Source organism: Mycolicibacterium wolinskyi (assembly GCF_002101965.1).
Classification (GTDB): domain Bacteria; phylum Actinomycetota; class Actinomycetes; order Mycobacteriales; family Mycobacteriaceae; genus Mycobacterium; species Mycobacterium wolinskyi.
The window spans coordinates 111501-126613 of the sequence record NZ_LQQA01000032.1 but is presented as its reverse complement, the minus strand read 5'-3'; the positions used below and the strand labels follow the sequence as shown (position 1 = coordinate 126613).

Genomic DNA, 15113 nt, shown 5'->3' with positions numbered 1-15113 from the left:
TGGACAACCGGAGATGGTCTCCATATATTGACCGGAGACAGTCTCCACATATTACGTCCAGGGAGAGCTCATGCACTTGTCCGTGATGGCGATGCCTGATCCGAACGATCCACGCGGACTGAGCGCGGTCACCGAACCCATCGTCGACGCCGATCGAGCGGGTTTTCACCGGGCGTGGCTGCCACAGCTGCCGCCGCTGGCCGGTATGGCGCCATGGGATGCGCTGACGGCCCTGACCGTCGCCGCCCGAGATGCCGGCAGGATCCGATTCGGCACCGGTGTCGTGGTCGCCTACACACAGCATCCGCTGGCGCTCGCCAGGCAGGCGTTGACCACCAACGCCGCCACCGGCGGCCGATTGACCCTGGGCATCGGCGTCAGCCATCCGTTCATGGTCGAGGCCTTGGGCTACTCATACGAGAAACCCGCGGCGTTCCTGCGCGAATACCTCGAAGTGCTGCTACCCGCCCTGGCCGGCGAGCCCGTCGCCCACCATGGCCGCCACATCACCGCGGTCGGGCAAATCACCCTCGCGGGCGCGCCCGCTCCGCGCCTCGTCACCGCGGCGCTCGGACCGCGCATGCTCGATCTGGCCGGTGAACTCACCGATGGCACGATCACAAGCTGGGCCGGGCCGAATGCGTTGGAAAAACACATCATTCCGGGTATCACGCGCGCGGCGGCACGATCGGGCCGCCCGGCACCCCAGGTGATCGCCGGCTTGCCGGTGGTTGTCACCACCGATCCCGATCACGCGCGCGAACAGCTGGCGACGAGATTCGAAATGGCGAGCCGGACGCCGGCCTACGGGGCCGTGCTGGCCAAGGATGGTGCGTCCACCGTCGGCGACGTCTGTGTCGTCGGCGACGAGACTCATGTCGAGCGGCAGTTGCGTCGTCTGAGCGAGATCGGCGTGACCGAGTTCGTGGCCTCAGCCCATGGCGACGCGGCCCAGGCCGCCCGCACGATCGAATTCCTGTCGTCCCTGCGGCTCTGACCTCTGGCGCGCCGTTAGGGTGGGATCGTGACGTCACGGGAGCCCACCTGGGAGCCGGATGTGCTGCCAGGCTTCTGGCAGCGGACAATTACGGTCGGGCCGGACCCCGACGGCGAAGGCGAGTTGGTGGCCACGCTGGTGCGTCGCGGCGACGCAGCGCCGAGCGCCCACGCCGTCCTGGGCTTGCACGGTTACACCGATTACTTCTTCCACACCGAACTGGCCGACCGGTTCGCCGAACGCGGTTTCGCGTTCTACGCCGTGGACCTCCACAAATGTGGCCGGTCCCGCCGCGAGGGCCAGACCCCGCATTTCACCACCGACCTCGCCCGCTACGACTCCGAACTGGAACAGGCTCTCGGCATCATCGCCGCGGACACCGGCGGGGCGCGCGTCTGCATGTATGGCCACTCGGCGGGCGGTCTCATCGTCACGCTGTTCACCGACCGGATGCGGCAACGCGGTCGATTGGCGACGCACAACATCGGCGGGCTGGTGCTCAACAGCCCGTTCTTCGATCTGCACGGTCCGGCGATCCTGCGCACGGCGCCCACCTCGGCCGCTCTGATCGCGCTGGCGCGGTTGCGCAAGCTGTATGTGATCCGCAAACCCACCGAGGGTGGTTACGGCACGAGCCTGCACCGCGATTACGGCGGCGAGTTCGAGTACAACCTCGACTGGAAGCCGCTGGGCGGATTCCCCGTCACATTCGGCTGGATCAACGCCATCCGCCGCGGCCAGGCCCGCCTACACCGCGGCCTCGACGTGGGCGTGCCGAACCTGATCCTGCGTTCCGACCACAGTGTCACCGAAACTCCGGACCCGGCCGCGATTCAACGCGGCGACGCCGTCCTCGATGTCAAGCAGATCGCCCGATGGGCGGGCTGCGTGGGCGACCACAGCACCATCACCCCGATCGTCGACGCCAAGCACGATGTGTTCCTGTCGCTGGCCGAGCCGCGGGCCGCCGCCTACCGCGAGCTGGACCGGTGGCTCGACCACTATGAAAGTCTGCAATCTTCTTCGAGCACAACACATTCCGGATAGGACATCGCGTGGAGCATTACGATCTGACGATCATCGGCACCGGCTCGGGCAACAGCATCATCGACGACCGCTACGCAGACAAGAAGGTGGCGATCTGCGAACAGGGCACGTTCGGCGGCACGTGCCTGAACGTCGGCTGCATCCCGACCAAGATGTTCGTGTATGCCGCCGAAGTAGCCAACACTGTGGCCCACTCCGCCCGTTTCGGCATCGATTCCCACATCGACAAGGTGCGCTGGCCCGACATCGTGTCGCGGGTGTTCGGCCGCATCGACCCGATCGCCGCGGGTGGCGAGGACTACCGCCGGTCGGCCTCCAACATCACGGTGTACGCCAGCCACACTCGGTTCGGGCCGAAGACCGACGACGGCCGCTACACCCTGCGCACCGAGGCCGGCGACGAGTTCACCAGTGATCAGGTGGTCATCGCCGCGGGTTCGCGTGCCTTTGTCCCGCCCAACATCGTCGACTGCGGCTGCAAGTACTACACCAGTGACGACGTCATGCGGATTCCCGAGCTGCCCGATCACCTCGTGATCGTCGGCGGCGGCTTCGTCGCGGCGGAGTTCGCGCACGTGTTCTCGGCGCTGGGCGTCCACGTCACGATCGTCGTGCGCGGTGCCGGTCTGCTCACCCACTGCGACGAGACGCTGTGCCACAAGTTCAGTGCGCTGGCCGCGGAGAAATGGGATCTGCGCACACACGAGAACGTCGTCGGTTCACACCAGGACGGCGACCGCATCGTCCTGGAACTCGACGACGGCAAGACCTTGGCCGCCGACATGCTGCTCGTGGCCACAGGCCGCGTCCCCAACGGGGATCTGCTCGATGCCGAACTGGCGGGCGTCGAGGTCGACGAGGATGGCCGGGTCATCGTCGACGAGTATCAACGCACCACGGCACGTGGGATTTTCGCGCTCGGCGACGTGTCCTCCGACTATCAGCTCAAGCACGTCGCCAACCACGAGGCCCGCGTGGTCAAGGAGAACCTGCTGCGCGACTGGGACGACACGGCGGCGCTGATGCGCAGTGATCACCGATTCGTGCCGTCGGCGGTGTTCACCGATCCCCAGATGGCGATGGTCGGCCTGACGGAGACCGAGGCCCGCGACGCGGGGTACGACATCGTGACGAAGGTCCAGGCGTACGGCGACACCGCCTACGGCTGGGCGATGGAGGACACCACCGGCATCGCCAAACTGATCGGCGACCGTGCGACCGGCAAGATCCTCGGCGCACACATCATGGGTTACCAGGCCTCGTCGATCATCCAACCCCTGATCCAGGCGATGAGCCTGGGACAGACCGCGCGCGAGATCGCGCGCGGCCAGTACTGGATTCACCCGGCCCTGCCCGAGGTGATCGAGAATGCGTTGCTCGGCCTGACGGACTAGTACTCGACGGCTCGCCGCACGGGAACCTCGAAACCCCAAGGCAATTCAAGCCGGTGCGCGGCCAGTAGGTCGGCGTCGGCCAGGACGGTGTCGATGGCGCCGTCGGCGACGATCCGGCCTTCGTCCATGATGACGGCCCGGCTGCACAGTTGCGCGGCGTAGGGCAGGTCGTGCGTCACGATCACCATGGTCACGTCCAGCGTCGCGAGGGTTTCGGCCAGTTCGCGGCGGGCCACCGGATCGAGGTTCGCCGACGGTTCGTCCAGGACGAGAACCTCGGCATCGCACGCGAGAACGGTGGCCAAAGCCGCACGTCGGCGCTGGCCTCCGGAGAGATGAGCCGGATTCCGGTCGGCATGTTCGGTCAACGACACCTGGGCGAGCGCTCGCCGCACCCGAGCCGCGAGTTCGTCGCCCGCCACGCCGAAATTGGCAGGCCCGAATGCGACATCCTGGGCAACGGTCGGCATGAAGAGCTGATCGTCGGGATCCTGGAACACCAACCCGACCCTGCGCCGGATCTCTCGGAGGTTTTCACGGGTCACCGGCAGGCCGGTGATCCGCACCGCGCCCGATGTCGCCCGCAGAACTCCGTTGAGGTGCAACATGAGCGTGGTCTTGCCGGCACCGTTGGGCCCCAGCACCGCGACTCGTTCGCCGCTCGCGATGGCGAGGTCGACACCCCTCAGCCCGACGTGGCCGTCCGGATAGACGTGGTGCAGACCTTCGATGTCGATGTCTGGAGTCGTCATTTCAGCACCCATGCACTGGCCGCGACCAGAACCGCTGCGGCGGCAGGCAGCATCGCCAGCAGCCACTGTCTGCCGCCCGCGGCCACCGACGATCCGGCGCCGAAGGCGAGCGCGGGAACTCGCCCGCCGTAACCGCGCGACAGCATGGCCAGATGCACCCGTTCCCCTCGCTCATAGGACCGAAGAAACAGCGCGCCAACGCCTTTCGCGATCGCCCCGGCCTGGTGGAGGCCGCGCGGCGAATCGCCGCGCGAGATCCGGGCCATGCGCATGCGGCTCATCTCGCCGGCCAGCACGTCGATGTAGCGGATCATCAACGTGAGCATCGAGACCACCAGACCGGGGACGCCGAGCCGGCTCAGCGCCAGGGGCAGTTCACTGGTTGCCGTGGTGGCGGCCAGGGTGAGCGAGGCCGCGACGCCGAGCGTCCCCTTGATCACGATCCCCCAGGCGGCATACAAACCGGCCACCGAAAGATGCAGACCCGCAACATGTATCCGCTCACCGCCCTCGGAGAACGGCAGCAGCACCGCCAGGATCAAGAACGGCGACTCGATCAGCATGCGCGGCATAACCCATCGAAGTGGAATTCGTGCGACGAGCCACAGTGCGACGATGATCGCCGCGTAGACGGCGTAGGGCCAGAAGGTTTCCCGCGGCGTGGCCACCACTGCGACGACAAAAACCACCAGACACACGATCTTGGCCTCGGGCGCCGTCCGATGCAGTGCCGAATTTCCGTCGCGGTACAGCGGATGCGCGTGGCCGGCCCCCATCCCTCAGCGTCCGGCGTTCGACTTGGATCTGCGGGCGATCAACCAGAACGCGCCGCCCGCCACCGAAACCGTGACCAGCACACCGACGACGCCTGCCAGGCCGCCGGTGCCGTGGCGGCCGCCGATCGAATAGTCAGCGAACGGCGAGCCTGCCATCGCGTGATCGGTGGCGTGTTGAGCGATGCAGTTGCCGGTGAGAGTCTCCGTGCCGCCGGTCTCGACAACCTCACAGCCCTGAAGCGTGGCCGAGTCCAGCCCGTCCGGGCTGGAGCTTGCGAAGTAGGACACCACGCCGGCGATGAACAGGGTTACCGCGGCGAATGCGATCCAGAACCGCGCGCGCCGGCCTGCGCGTGTGCTCATACGGCGACCTCCGTCTTCGTGGTGCGAAGTAGGTAGACCAGATCGGGCCGGGTGCGCGCGACCGCCGTCACCGTGAGCGCGGTAATGACCCCTTCACCGGCCCCGATCAACAGATGGGTGCCGAACATGTAGGCCGACACGGCGCCCAGCCCGGTCGAACCCGCCCCGCCGATGGCGTATTCGACGACGAAACCCATTGCCGCGCAGACGGTGCCGACAAGTGCGGACCCGAACGCGACCGTGCCGAGCACCGGCATCGATATCTGCTGCGTGCGGCGTTGGGCCAACCGGTACAGCAGGACCGCCGTGAGGTATGCGGCGGCGACCCCGATCAGCGCCATGTTGGTGATGTTGGCGCCGAGCGCACTCACCCCGCCGTCGGCGAACAGCAGAGACTGCACCACAAGCACGATCGCGATGCACAGCGCACCCGTGTAGGGCCCCACCAGGATCGCCGCGAGGGCGCCGCCGAGGAGGTGACCGCTGACTCCGGGCAGGATCGGGAAGTTCACCATCTGGACGGCGAAGGTGAACGCGGCCACGAGCCCGGCCAGCGGTACCGCTCGCTCATCGAGTTCGGCACGGGCCCGGATAGCGCAGTATCCGAGCGCGACGACCGCAATGACGCCGAATACCAATGATGTCGGCGCGTTGACGATGCCGTCGCTCATGTGCATGGCGACGTTTTGAATGGCCATACCAATAGCCTAAGCCCGCCACCGTCACCTGTCTAGATGAACAGATATACAGATGGCATCAGCCGTGTCGCGCGCCGATCCGGTGCAGCAGATCGTGCACGATCTCGTCCTCCAATCGGTAGCTCACCGCGCGGCCGACCCGGGTCGAGGTCACCCAGCCCTGCTGCCGAAGCACGCGAAGAGCTTGAGACACCGCATTTTCCGATCGTCCCAACGCGGCAGCGAGATCGCCGACGAAAATGCCAGGGGCGCGGTGGAGCACCAGCAGGATCTCCAGGCGATTGGGGTCCGAGAGCAGGTCGAAGCGCCGGGCCCAGGTGGCGGTATCGACATCGACGAGCGCCGATGTCGCCCGCTCGATCTGATTGTCCGACTCGTCCACATGTGGAATGTAATCCAATCCGCCTCCGATGCGACGCACACTCGGCTTGACATCACGCGCCGGTGACCACCCAAAGCCCCCGCTAAGGGTCTGGTGGCTTTATCATTGGGCCATGACGGCTGACGGTTCCATCACTTCGTCGCGGGGCGGATCCGACGACATCTTCACCCGGGTCAATCCCGGCCGGGCCTCGGAGATGATCGTCGACCAGGTCCGGTTGCTGATCCGCGACGGGCAACTGAAGCCCGGTGACCGGCTACCGGCCGAGCGGGAACTCGGCGAGAAGTTCGGCGTCAGCCGGGTGACGGTGCGCGAGGCACTGCGCGGCCTCGAAGCCAACGGCATGGTCACGATCAAGGTCGGTGCGCGCGGCGGCGCCTTCGTCACGGCACCCACGAGCGCCCGCGTCGGCGAGGGAATCATGGATCTGCTGACCATGTCGGGCCTCACCGACCGGGAGGTCACCGAAGCGCGGCAGGTCTTCGAACTCGGCATCATCCCGCTGGTGTGTGAGCGCGCCACCGAAGAAGACATCAAGGACCTGCTCGAGATCTGCGATCGCGGTGATGCCGCGGCCGAGAACGGTTCATACCCGATGGAGTTGTCGGCGGAATTCCACACCCGTGTCGCCAAGGCCAGCCACAACGCCGCGATCGTCATGCTTGCCGAGTCGTTCCACGGGCCGACGCTGATGTCGCTGCGCCACATCCAGGAAGGCCATCCAGAGATGGGTATCCGTGGAAATCGCGAGCACCGCCAGTTCGTGGCCGCCATCAAGAAGGGCGATGTCGAGAAGGCCACCGCCGTGATGCGCACCCACATCGGCCGCACCGCGCGGCACGTCTCAAAGGGCAACTGACGCCAGGAAATCGGTGACCCGCCCCGGCGCGGTCTCGGCGGTCTGTTCGGCCACGGGAACGTCCCAGTACTGACTCCCGGGTATGCACTCCTGCAGATAACGTGCCGCCGACGGGGCATGCGAGCTGTCCTGGCCCGGAACGATCAGCGCCGGAATGTCTGAGGCCAGAAGGTCTTCGGGCTCGGGCCCGGGAACCGTGTCTCGGTCGAACAGCGTTGTGCTCATCCCGGAGACGACGATTCGATAGCGGTCGGGATCCAAGCCGACGTAGTCCGCCGCGAATTCGGCATCGGAACGCAACACCGACACCCATGGGCCGACTCGCCCGTCCTCGGAGAATCCCGCCTCGGTCGTGCTCGTCAGCTTGGCGACGCCGTCCAGCCCGTGCTCGACGACATAAGCGAGATGCGCCAGGAAACGCCCATGTTGCTTGCGTCGGTAGTTCACCCCGCCTGCCGGCGAATACAACACCATGGCCGACACACGCCCCGCGTGTGTCGTTGCCATGAGCGCTGCGATCGAGCAACCCACACAGGCACCCATGACGTGCGCGCGTTCGATCCCCAGGTGGTCGAGCAGCCCGACGCCCTGGTCGACATAGTCCGACCACTTCACGCGCTCGACGCGGCCACCCGAGCCACCGGATTCCCGTTTGTCGAACGTGATACAGGTGAAACGCTCTCGGAGCTGCGCGAGCATCCGGGTGCGCCCGTACAGGCCGTGGTGTTCCCAGTTCGCCATGGTGGCGCTGAAACCGCCCGGAGAGAACATCAACAGTGGCGGCCCGGACCCCGCCACCTCGAAACGGGTCGAGATACCGTCGATCACCGCAGTGTTCACGTTCATCGTCCGATGCCACCCACGATCTGTCGTGCCGACCGAACGTCGTTCGCATAGGCGGCGATCGCATCGAATGCCACTTGCGCGACATTGGCATAGGTGTCGGGCGGATTGTCCAGCCCGTCGGCACTGTAGCCGATCGCGGCGGTCGCCATCCGGACCCGTCCGTCCAGCCACGGGCCACCGCCGAATCCACCGACCACCGGAATCGACACCGACTGAGCGACGGCGGGGCCGACGACCGGGCCCGAGTTGGTGAAGTTCAGCAGGACGGCCCCGGCCCCCTCGAGACGCTTTGCCTCCCCGACCATCTCGTCGAGAAGTTCGTCGGGCACCGTGTCACCGGCCCCCGGTGTCGCGCTGTAGGAGACGCCGTACTTCAGCGAGGTCTGCGGTGTGATGCCGAACTGAGCGAAGACCGGAATGCCTGCGCGCGTGACCGCTTCCACCGCATCGAGGTGCTCGGCCGCTGCGTCGAGTTTGACCATGTCCACTCCGGCGTCCTTGACGAACCGGATGGCCGCGCGCACTGCGCTCTTCGTTCCTTCCTGCACGGGGCCGAAGGGAAAGTCACAGCTGAGCAGGGCATGCCGGACGCCGCGGCGCACGGCCCGGCACACGACGAGCATCTCGTCCATCGTGATCTCAAGGGGATTCGGTTGGCCCCACAGGTTGGCGCCGACGGTATCGCCCACCGACACCAGATCGACGCCTGCGCGATCGACCACCCGTGCCATCTGGTAATCCCACGCGACGACACCGACGATCTTGCGGCCCGCGCGCTTCATCGTCTGAAGATCGCCGAGCTTCACCCGGTCTTCGACAATCACGTCGGCTCCTTTCATGCGCGTAGCGCGGTGAGTAGGTCGACCACGTCGCGTTCGTCGCCACTGACCATCAGCACCCGCGCGTGCGGTCGCAGCGTGGCCACGGTTGCCCCGATACGCTCCCGGTCGCCGATGACGAGCGCTGCCGTCATGATGGCTCGAACCGTGCAGGCAGCCCCGACGATCGTGGCCGCCGCGGTGTCGGCGCCGGTCGTCGCGACCATGATCACCACGTCGGCATCCTCGAGTTCGACCAGTAGGCTCGACACGTCACCGGCGGTGTCGCGCAGCGACACCGCCTCCGAACCGCGGTCGCCCACATCGCCGACGCGTTCGGCGAGCGACAGGAACCGGGCGTGCCCCCACGGTTCATGTGCGATCCGCTCGACGACCGCGTCCGCACCCGCATCGAGTCCGATGATGCGCGCCCCGTTGCGGCCGCGGATCGGGCGGTCGATGCGATAGCGCATCTCAGCGGCGGATGCCGCACGCGCGCAACTGCTTCCGAGTATCGGCCTACTCATACCGACGACTGCCGTACACCCTCGCGGACCGACAGGTCTTCGCGGCACGCCTCGACGAACGATGCGTCACGCGGCAACACGACGGCCGCCGACCGCACGCGGTGATGGGCCGGATCCACTCCCGGGGGTGTCGTGCCCTTGTCTCGCAACGCCTCCGCGGCCCGCTTCAGCTTCTGGCGCGCCTTGATGATGCCGCTGTCGGCCGAGACCAGCATCTCCTTGGTGCGATCCACGATCGGGCCCATGCTCTCCTGCAGCGAGGCGTCCTGCATCGCGATGCCTTTGACTCCCGAGTAGGTGTCCCCGCGCTTCTGCGCTTCGCGGTCGATCAGGTAGTCGTTGTCCTTGTTGGCCGCCGGCCGGTACGTCCCGGGAATGTTCTCGCTGTGCACACCGTGGCCGTCCTTCATCGCCTGCACCTCGGTCGCGGTCAGCGCGCGCACCGGGTGGTAATCGAATGAGTAGGCCCAGCAGTTCTCGTCATCGATGGGAATCCAGAAGTGACCGTGCACCGGGTGATCTCCGCGCGGCGGGACCATCGTGAAGCACGGCATCACCCACGGCGTGATGCGCCAGTAATAGGTGTCGTCCTCGGCGTTGCGACGCGCACCGACGAACAGTCCGCCATCGGAATCGGCGACCTCGAAGAAGGGCTTGAGGTCACCCATGTTGTACTCGTTGCCCTTGGTGCCCTTGAAGAGCGGATCTGACTTGAGTCCGCCCGAGTGCAGAAACGACACGTGGCTCGAGTCGATCCCGCCCTCGAACGCCTGCAGCCAGTTGCACTCCTGCCACCGCTTCGAGGTGTAGGTCTGCTCGGGCGGTACGAGCGCGAACTCGAATTCGGGCAGCGGAGGCTGCTTTTCGGGGTCTCCCATGTACGTCCACAGCACATCGCCGATCTTCACCAACGGGTAGGACGTCAGCTTGACGTGCGCACAGAACGTCGAGTTCTCCGGCTCGGATGGAATCTCGACGGCCTGACCGGTCACGTCGTACTTCCACCCGTGATAGGGGCAGCGCAGTCCGCCCTCCTCGTTGCGGCCGAACCACAACGACGCCCCGCGGTGAGCGCAGAACTCGTCGATGAGCCCGTGCCGGCCCTCGCTGTCCCGGAATGCGATCATGCGCTCGCTCAACAGCTTCACCCGCACGGGAGGGCAGTCGTCCTCCGGGAGCTCCTCGGCCAGCAGCGCCGGTATCCAGTACTGCCGGAACAATTCGCCCATCGGCGTCCCCGGCCCCGTCCTGGTCAAAAGCTCATTGATTTCTGCCCGTAGCACCCGTCCGCCCTCTCAGCTGTCCTCGCCCCACTCCAAGTGTGAGACCTTGAACACGATCAACCTAACTGTAATACCATTAGCTCTTAAGGCAAAGCGGTTCGGCGGAAAGGGCGACGAAATGATCGGATGGATCGGTGTCGGCGATATGGGCCTGCCGATGTCACGCCACCTTGTGGCAGGGGGATTCGAGGTCATCGCCCACGACGTCGAACCGGACCGACTGGCTGCCGCCGTCGCCGGTGGCGCATGCGCCGCCACGGCGCTCGCCGATCTCGCGCCGATCGCCGACATCGTCGTGGCGTGCCTGCGAACAGATGACCAGATGGCGTGCGTAGCCGAGGATCTGGCGGCGCATGGCAACCCCGGTCAACTCGTCGTCGTGACAGGCACTCACAGCGTGGGGTTCATGCGGCAACTGTCGCGCAGTGTCGAGACGAAGGGACTTCGTCTCATCGACGCCCCAGTTGTCTTCGGCGCCAGGGGTGCCCGTGACGGTGACCTGCTGTCGCTGTGCGGAGGCGACGCGGCGGACGTCGAGCGCGCCCGCCCGGTCATGATGACCTACAGCCGTGGCGTCGAGCATGTCGGCCCGCTCGGCGCCGGTCAGCTCGCCAAGACCTGTAACAACCTGCTGCACTGGATTCACTGCGTCGCGAACTTCGAAACGCTCGCGATCGCGAAGCGTTACGGCGTTGACGCCGCACGTATGCGCGAGGTGCTCATGAAGTGTCCCGGTGACAACGGCACCCTGCGGCGTTGGGACAGCACGCGGTTCACCTGGCAGGAGAAGGACATGGATTTCGTCATCGAGCTCGCGCAGGATGCGGGCCTGGTTTTGCCGCTCTCCGGGCATGTCGACCAACTCATCAAGACGATGAGCGCGGCCGACGTCGCCGAGTTGCTGTACGGGCCGGAATGCACCTACCTCGGTCGCCGGATCGCGCCGCTTCCCGAAGCCGAAGGCGGTCTATAGCGCCAGGCCGGCGATCTCCAACCGGCTGGCGTAGTGCCGCCAGCGTGAGCTGTCGTTGAACGATGCACCGAGATCGGGTAATTCGTCGCGGTCCTTGTCAGGCAAGGGTTCCGGTGCTCCGCCGAGTCGCTTGATCTCGGCCGTGATGCGCGACAGTTCGACGAGATCGAGCGCGCACATGGTCGCCTGCTCCACCGACTCCCCCGCCGTGACGATGCCGTGCCCCCGCAGAATGCACGCGGCGGATTCGCCGACCGCCGCCGCGACGGCTCGGCCCAGTTCCGGCGTTCGGATGAGGACAGCGCGTGGGTACACGGGCACACCGCGGTACGCCAGTCGGGACGCGGGAATGTTGTATGCGCCGAACACCTGTCGCGGTTCGAGTCCGGCCAGATCCGCGACCATCACATCGCTTGGGTGGGCGTGCACGATCGCCTGCACGTCGGGCCGTGCGCGAAAGAGTTCGGTGTGGATGTGGACCTCATTGGGCACGGCGTACCCGCCTGCGACGTCCGCGCGACCATCGAGGTGCACGACTCGGATGTCGTCGGGGACTGTGAACAACAGGCCGCGGTCCGCGGGGCCGCGGCAGCGCAACAGGATCCGGTCGGCATCGAGCCGGACACTGACGTGACCGAGCACGTCGGCCGCAAGACCCTGGTGTGCCAGCATCCGGCATGCGGTGGCGACGACGCCCCTCAGATCGTTCATGTCAGCGCCGGCGCGCAGGCCGCGGCCTGATCGGCGCCGAACACGAGCGACTTGATGGTGACCGGCACGGTTCTCGACGGCTCGCGCACACGCCCGAGGTCGACGAAATCGAAGTCGCGCAGCGCGATTCCGTCGAGGATCAGCAGGTCGTTGGTCACCGCGAGTTCGTCGCGCAGGATCGTGCCGAGGGTGAGCGCGATGTCGCCGTCGATCATCAGGTAGAGCGGCCTGCCCTCGGCCCTTCGGCGTCCGAGCCCCGTCACGACACCCTCGGCGAAGGCCCGCAGCCGCCGGTAGCTCGGCGCGCCGTTCCAGTGCAAGGCCACCGCCACGTCGGCGGACGTCTCCAGCAGGCCGAACAGTGTGAGGTGGGCAGAGATCGACGCTGCCACCGCATCCGGATCGACGGTCTCGCCGAGTTCGTACTGCGGTCGCGCGACCTGCAGGTTGCGGCGCGGCAGGGTCGATTCCGCCGACGGGATGAAGCTCGTGATTCCGCTGAGCTGCACGGTGTATTCGGATGCCCCGAGCACGGTCGCCCGGATCCGCTCGGCCGCGGGCAACACGGGTGCGGTCAGTGCGCCCGCCCCGATGCGGGCGGCCAGTGCCACGCCGAGCCGTCGGCCCAGGTCGCCGAAATCTCTGTGCTCAGTGCCGTACACGTACTCGGCGACACCTCCGGAGAAGATGATCCCGTCCACCTCGTCCATCGCCTCACCGCCGATGCGCTCGGTCAGATAGAGATGATCGGCCGCGGGTTCGCCCCGAACCGCCGCGATGACGAGATCGGCCATCGCCGAGGCGATCTCGTCAAGTTCCGGTTCAGACACCCGGTTGCCGAGCGCGAGGTCGAACCCGGCCGCCGCCGCGTGCATGGACCCGCCGGGCTCGATCCGCGTCACGGTGTCGCCCGCGACGGCGATCAGCCGCCCGCCGACATGGAAGGCCGCCGTCGCGACGACTCTGCCCTTGTCGATGAGGGCGAGCTTCGTCGTCCCGCCACCGATGTCGACGTTGAGGATGCGCGCGCCCATCTCATGAGACGTGAGTGCCGCGCCCGACCCGTACGCCGCCAACATGGCCTCCATATGGTGGCCGGCGGTGGCGCACACCAGATCGCCGGCCCGCTCAGCCACGACCGACGCGATCCGTTCGGCGTTGCGGCGCCGCAGCGCCTCGCCGGTCAGGATCACCACGCCGGTGTCCACATCGCGCGGTTCCTGCCCTGCGTCGGTGTACGCCGTATCGAGCATGTGCCCGAGGGTCTGCGCGTCGATCTGCAGATCGTCGGTGTACGGGGTCAGGTGAACCTCGGACTCGTAGATCGTGTCGCGGGACACCACCACGTACCGACTCGTCAGGTCCTCACCGCGCCTGCGCAATTGCAGGCGCGAAAAGGCCACCTGGGTACCGGAACTGCCGATGTCGATACCGACGCTGTACAGCGTGACATTGTCCTGCTGCCAGATCGGATTCTCCTCGAGTGGCAGGTCCGGTTCGTCATGGTGGTGGTGATCCGCGTCATGGGTCATGCGTGGGACGCCACCGCGATCGACTCGGCCGGCTTCGGCGGCAGATCCGCCAACTCGGCGGCATAGGCATCGTCCATCTTGGGCTCCAAACCGTTCTCCGCCAGGGCTTTGGCGAACGTCTCACGGACAACCGGGGATTCGTCGGCGTAGTCGATCTGATCACCGCCGATGCGCCTGCTGATCCAAGCCTTCGGAACACCCTGCGCGTTCCGGATCGACACGACCTCGTGCTTGAAGGCAAGGTAGCGAGCGGGTTCGGCGCCGGTGTTGAAGTGCTGATGGAACCACATGTTCGGCGGAACGATGAGGGTGCCCCGCTTCCAGTCGTAGCGGCGCGGTTCCTCACCTTCGGGCCACATCAGGGAGAATCCCTCGCCGCTGAGAATGATGACGTGCGCACCGGGGCCATGCCGGTGACCTTTCTTGTACGTCGCCGTGCCGAACTGCGAAATATGGCTGTTCATCGAGCCTTTCGCCATCGAGAAGCGGATGTGGCCGCCGCCCGCCCCGCGCTCCTTCGCCGAGATCAACGGGAGGTCGATCGTGTTGGCGACGAAGTTCGTCTTCAACAACAACCCGTCCTGCTCATCTTTGGGGGCGAAGTAGTCCGGCTCGCCCGCGAACCGGCCCGTGAAGTCGTGGGCGGTGTTGAACACGAACTCGGGCTCGTCGTACAGGTTGATGACGGGCGGCATGTTCGTGGAGGACACGAACCGTGCTGCATGGCTGCCCGAACCGTTGAAGTGCTGATGCCAGGTGTTGAGCGGGATGGCGAACATCGCACCGGGCCCCCACTCGAACGTCACCCGTTGGCCTGCGTCGTTCCACACCGTCGTCGAACCGTGCCCGGACAGAACGAGGATCATCTCCTCGAACAACTGCCGTTGCGGGGCGAGTTCCTTGCCGGCCGGAATCTCGCAGACATAGCAGTCGTTCGAGGTTCGCGACGCCTCGTGGTTGATGAACACGCCGCGCCCACCGCGGCGGGCCCATGGCTTGAGCTCGACCGTGTTGAGATCTGGAACGTAATGCGCGCTGATGATGTCGAGTCCCTCATCGCGGACCCATCGCACGTATGGCGAGTCCTTCTCGGTGGCGAACTTCTTCGCCAGATCCTCGGAAACGATCGCATCTTTGGCCACGTGCATCCTCCAT

17 protein-coding genes are annotated in these 15113 nt (G+C 66.3%); 5 read left to right on the top strand and 12 right to left on the bottom strand.

Annotated elements, in window-relative coordinates; all coding sequences use genetic code 11:
* Window positions 1–70: 70 nt before the first annotated feature.
* From AWC31_RS29750 to mtr, 3 genes are read left to right on the top strand one after another with little or no spacing between them, the layout of a single operon-like run.
* Window positions 71–997, top strand: coding sequence for a TIGR03564 family F420-dependent LLM class oxidoreductase (locus AWC31_RS29750; RefSeq protein ID WP_085148102.1), 927 nt, complete (start codon window positions 71–73; stop codon window positions 995–997).
* Between the two features lie 27 nt (window positions 998–1024).
* A complete protein-coding gene (locus tag AWC31_RS29745) occupies window positions 1025–2044 on the top strand; it encodes an alpha/beta hydrolase (protein WP_067852469.1) in 1020 nt (339 codons plus the stop codon).
* Between the two features lie 8 nt (window positions 2045–2052).
* Complete coding sequence (mtr, locus tag AWC31_RS29740; protein ID WP_085148099.1) at window positions 2053–3438, top strand: mycothione reductase; 1386 nt, start codon at window positions 2053–2055, stop codon at window positions 3436–3438.
* On the opposite strand, the gene AWC31_RS29735 is transcribed toward mtr, so the two are convergent.
* Genes AWC31_RS29735 through AWC31_RS29715 form a run of 5 tightly spaced genes read right to left on the bottom strand, consistent with a single transcriptional unit; the run spans window position 3435 to window position 6409 of the window.
* Entirely contained in the window at window positions 3435–4190 is a 756-nt protein-coding gene (locus AWC31_RS29735; protein ID WP_067852465.1) for an energy-coupling factor ABC transporter ATP-binding protein, read from the bottom strand. The genes mtr and AWC31_RS29735 overlap by 4 nt on opposite strands.
* A complete protein-coding gene (cbiQ, locus tag AWC31_RS29730; protein WP_085148096.1) occupies window positions 4187–4966 on the bottom strand; it encodes a cobalt ECF transporter T component CbiQ in 780 nt (259 codons plus the stop codon). The genes AWC31_RS29735 and cbiQ overlap by 4 nt, the downstream gene beginning before the upstream one ends.
* A gap of 3 nt (window positions 4967–4969) precedes the next feature.
* Complete coding sequence (locus AWC31_RS29725; protein WP_085148093.1) at window positions 4970–5329, bottom strand: PDGLE domain-containing protein; 360 nt, start codon at window positions 5327–5329, stop codon at window positions 4970–4972.
* Window positions 5326–6027, bottom strand: coding sequence for an energy-coupling factor ABC transporter permease (locus AWC31_RS29720; protein ID WP_085148088.1), 702 nt, complete (start codon window positions 6025–6027; stop codon window positions 5326–5328). The genes AWC31_RS29725 and AWC31_RS29720 overlap by 4 nt, the downstream gene beginning before the upstream one ends.
* Before the next feature lie 58 nt (window positions 6028–6085).
* Window positions 6086–6409, bottom strand: a complete 324-nt coding sequence (locus AWC31_RS29715) for an ArsR/SmtB family transcription factor (protein WP_198538928.1) — start codon at window positions 6407–6409, stop codon at window positions 6086–6088.
* Window positions 6410–6521: 112 nt separating this feature from the next.
* On the opposite strand from AWC31_RS29715, the gene AWC31_RS29710 reads away from it, so the two are divergent.
* Window positions 6522–7268 carry a FadR/GntR family transcriptional regulator gene (locus AWC31_RS29710; RefSeq protein WP_067852457.1) on the top strand — a complete coding sequence of 249 codons (747 nt, stop codon included), beginning with the start codon at window positions 6522–6524 and terminating at the stop codon, window positions 7266–7268.
* Here AWC31_RS29710 and AWC31_RS29705 read toward each other — a convergent pair.
* From AWC31_RS29705 to AWC31_RS29690, 4 genes are read right to left on the bottom strand one after another with little or no spacing between them, the layout of a single operon-like run.
* Entirely contained in the window at window positions 7254–8114 is an 861-nt protein-coding gene (locus AWC31_RS29705) for an alpha/beta fold hydrolase (protein ID WP_085148084.1), read from the bottom strand. The two genes, AWC31_RS29710 and AWC31_RS29705, sit on opposite strands and share 15 nt — an antisense overlap.
* On the bottom strand, window positions 8111–8938 hold the full coding sequence (locus tag AWC31_RS29700; RefSeq protein WP_234817040.1) for a 3-methyl-2-oxobutanoate hydroxymethyltransferase: 828 nt from the start codon (window positions 8936–8938) through the stop codon (window positions 8111–8113). Before AWC31_RS29700 ends, AWC31_RS29705 begins: the two co-directional genes overlap by 4 nt.
* An 11-nt stretch (window positions 8939–8949) precedes the next feature.
* Entirely contained in the window at window positions 8950–9459 is a 510-nt protein-coding gene (locus AWC31_RS29695) for a 3-methyl-2-oxobutanoate hydroxymethyltransferase (protein ID WP_234817039.1), read from the bottom strand.
* On the bottom strand, window positions 9456–10688 hold the full coding sequence (locus AWC31_RS29690; RefSeq protein ID WP_234817038.1) for an aromatic ring-hydroxylating dioxygenase subunit alpha: 1233 nt from the start codon (window positions 10686–10688) through the stop codon (window positions 9456–9458). The genes AWC31_RS29695 and AWC31_RS29690 overlap by 4 nt, the downstream gene beginning before the upstream one ends.
* Window positions 10689–10860: 172 nt before the next feature.
* Here AWC31_RS29690 and AWC31_RS29685 point away from each other — a divergent pair, with 172 nt between their 5' ends.
* Window positions 10861–11715, top strand: a complete 855-nt coding sequence (locus AWC31_RS29685) for an NAD(P)-dependent oxidoreductase (protein ID WP_085148070.1) — start codon at window positions 10861–10863, stop codon at window positions 11713–11715.
* Here the strand turns inward: AWC31_RS29685 and phtC are convergent.
* From phtC to AWC31_RS29670, 3 genes are read right to left on the bottom strand one after another with little or no spacing between them, the layout of a single operon-like run.
* Window positions 11710–12426, bottom strand: coding sequence for a 3,4-dihydroxyphthalate decarboxylase (phtC, locus tag AWC31_RS29680; protein WP_085148068.1), 717 nt, complete (start codon window positions 12424–12426; stop codon window positions 11710–11712). The genes AWC31_RS29685 and phtC overlap by 6 nt on opposite strands.
* Window positions 12423–13958, bottom strand: a complete 1536-nt coding sequence (locus AWC31_RS29675) for an ethanolamine ammonia-lyase reactivating factor EutA (protein WP_085148066.1) — start codon at window positions 13956–13958, stop codon at window positions 12423–12425. The genes phtC and AWC31_RS29675 overlap by 4 nt, the downstream gene beginning before the upstream one ends.
* Window positions 13955–15106, bottom strand: coding sequence for a cupin domain-containing protein (locus tag AWC31_RS29670; RefSeq protein WP_085148064.1), 1152 nt, complete (start codon window positions 15104–15106; stop codon window positions 13955–13957). The genes AWC31_RS29675 and AWC31_RS29670 overlap by 4 nt, the downstream gene beginning before the upstream one ends.
* Between the last annotated feature and the right edge of the window lie 7 nt (window positions 15107–15113).

Coding starts and splice junctions, on each gene's coding strand:
- AWC31_RS29675 (WP_085148066.1), bottom strand. CDS start 13,958: ATGACCCATGACGCGGATCACCACCACCATGACGAACCGGACCTGCCA.
- cbiQ (WP_085148096.1), bottom strand. CDS start 4,966: ATGGGGGCCGGCCACGCGCATCCGCTGTACCGCGACGGAAATTCGGCA.
- AWC31_RS29695 (WP_234817039.1), bottom strand. CDS start 9,459: ATGAGTAGGCCGATACTCGGAAGCAGTTGCGCGCGTGCGGCATCCGCC.
- AWC31_RS29725 (WP_085148093.1), bottom strand. CDS start 5,329: ATGAGCACACGCGCAGGCCGGCGCGCGCGGTTCTGGATCGCATTCGCC.
- AWC31_RS29685 (WP_085148070.1), top strand. CDS start 10,861: ATGATCGGATGGATCGGTGTCGGCGATATGGGCCTGCCGATGTCACGC.
- phtC (WP_085148068.1), bottom strand. CDS start 12,426: ATGAACGATCTGAGGGGCGTCGTCGCCACCGCATGCCGGATGCTGGCA.
- AWC31_RS29710 (WP_067852457.1), top strand. CDS start 6,522: ATGACGGCTGACGGTTCCATCACTTCGTCGCGGGGCGGATCCGACGAC.
- AWC31_RS29735 (WP_067852465.1), bottom strand. CDS start 4,190: ATGACGACTCCAGACATCGACATCGAAGGTCTGCACCACGTCTATCCG.
- AWC31_RS29705 (WP_085148084.1), bottom strand. CDS start 8,114: ATGAACGTGAACACTGCGGTGATCGACGGTATCTCGACCCGTTTCGAG.
- AWC31_RS29670 (WP_085148064.1), bottom strand. CDS start 15,106: ATGCACGTGGCCAAAGATGCGATCGTTTCCGAGGATCTGGCGAAGAAG.
- AWC31_RS29720 (WP_085148088.1), bottom strand. CDS start 6,027: ATGGCCATTCAAAACGTCGCCATGCACATGAGCGACGGCATCGTCAAC.
- AWC31_RS29690 (WP_234817038.1), bottom strand. CDS start 10,688: ATGGGCGAATTGTTCCGGCAGTACTGGATACCGGCGCTGCTGGCCGAG.
- AWC31_RS29750 (WP_085148102.1), top strand. CDS start 71: ATGCACTTGTCCGTGATGGCGATGCCTGATCCGAACGATCCACGCGGA.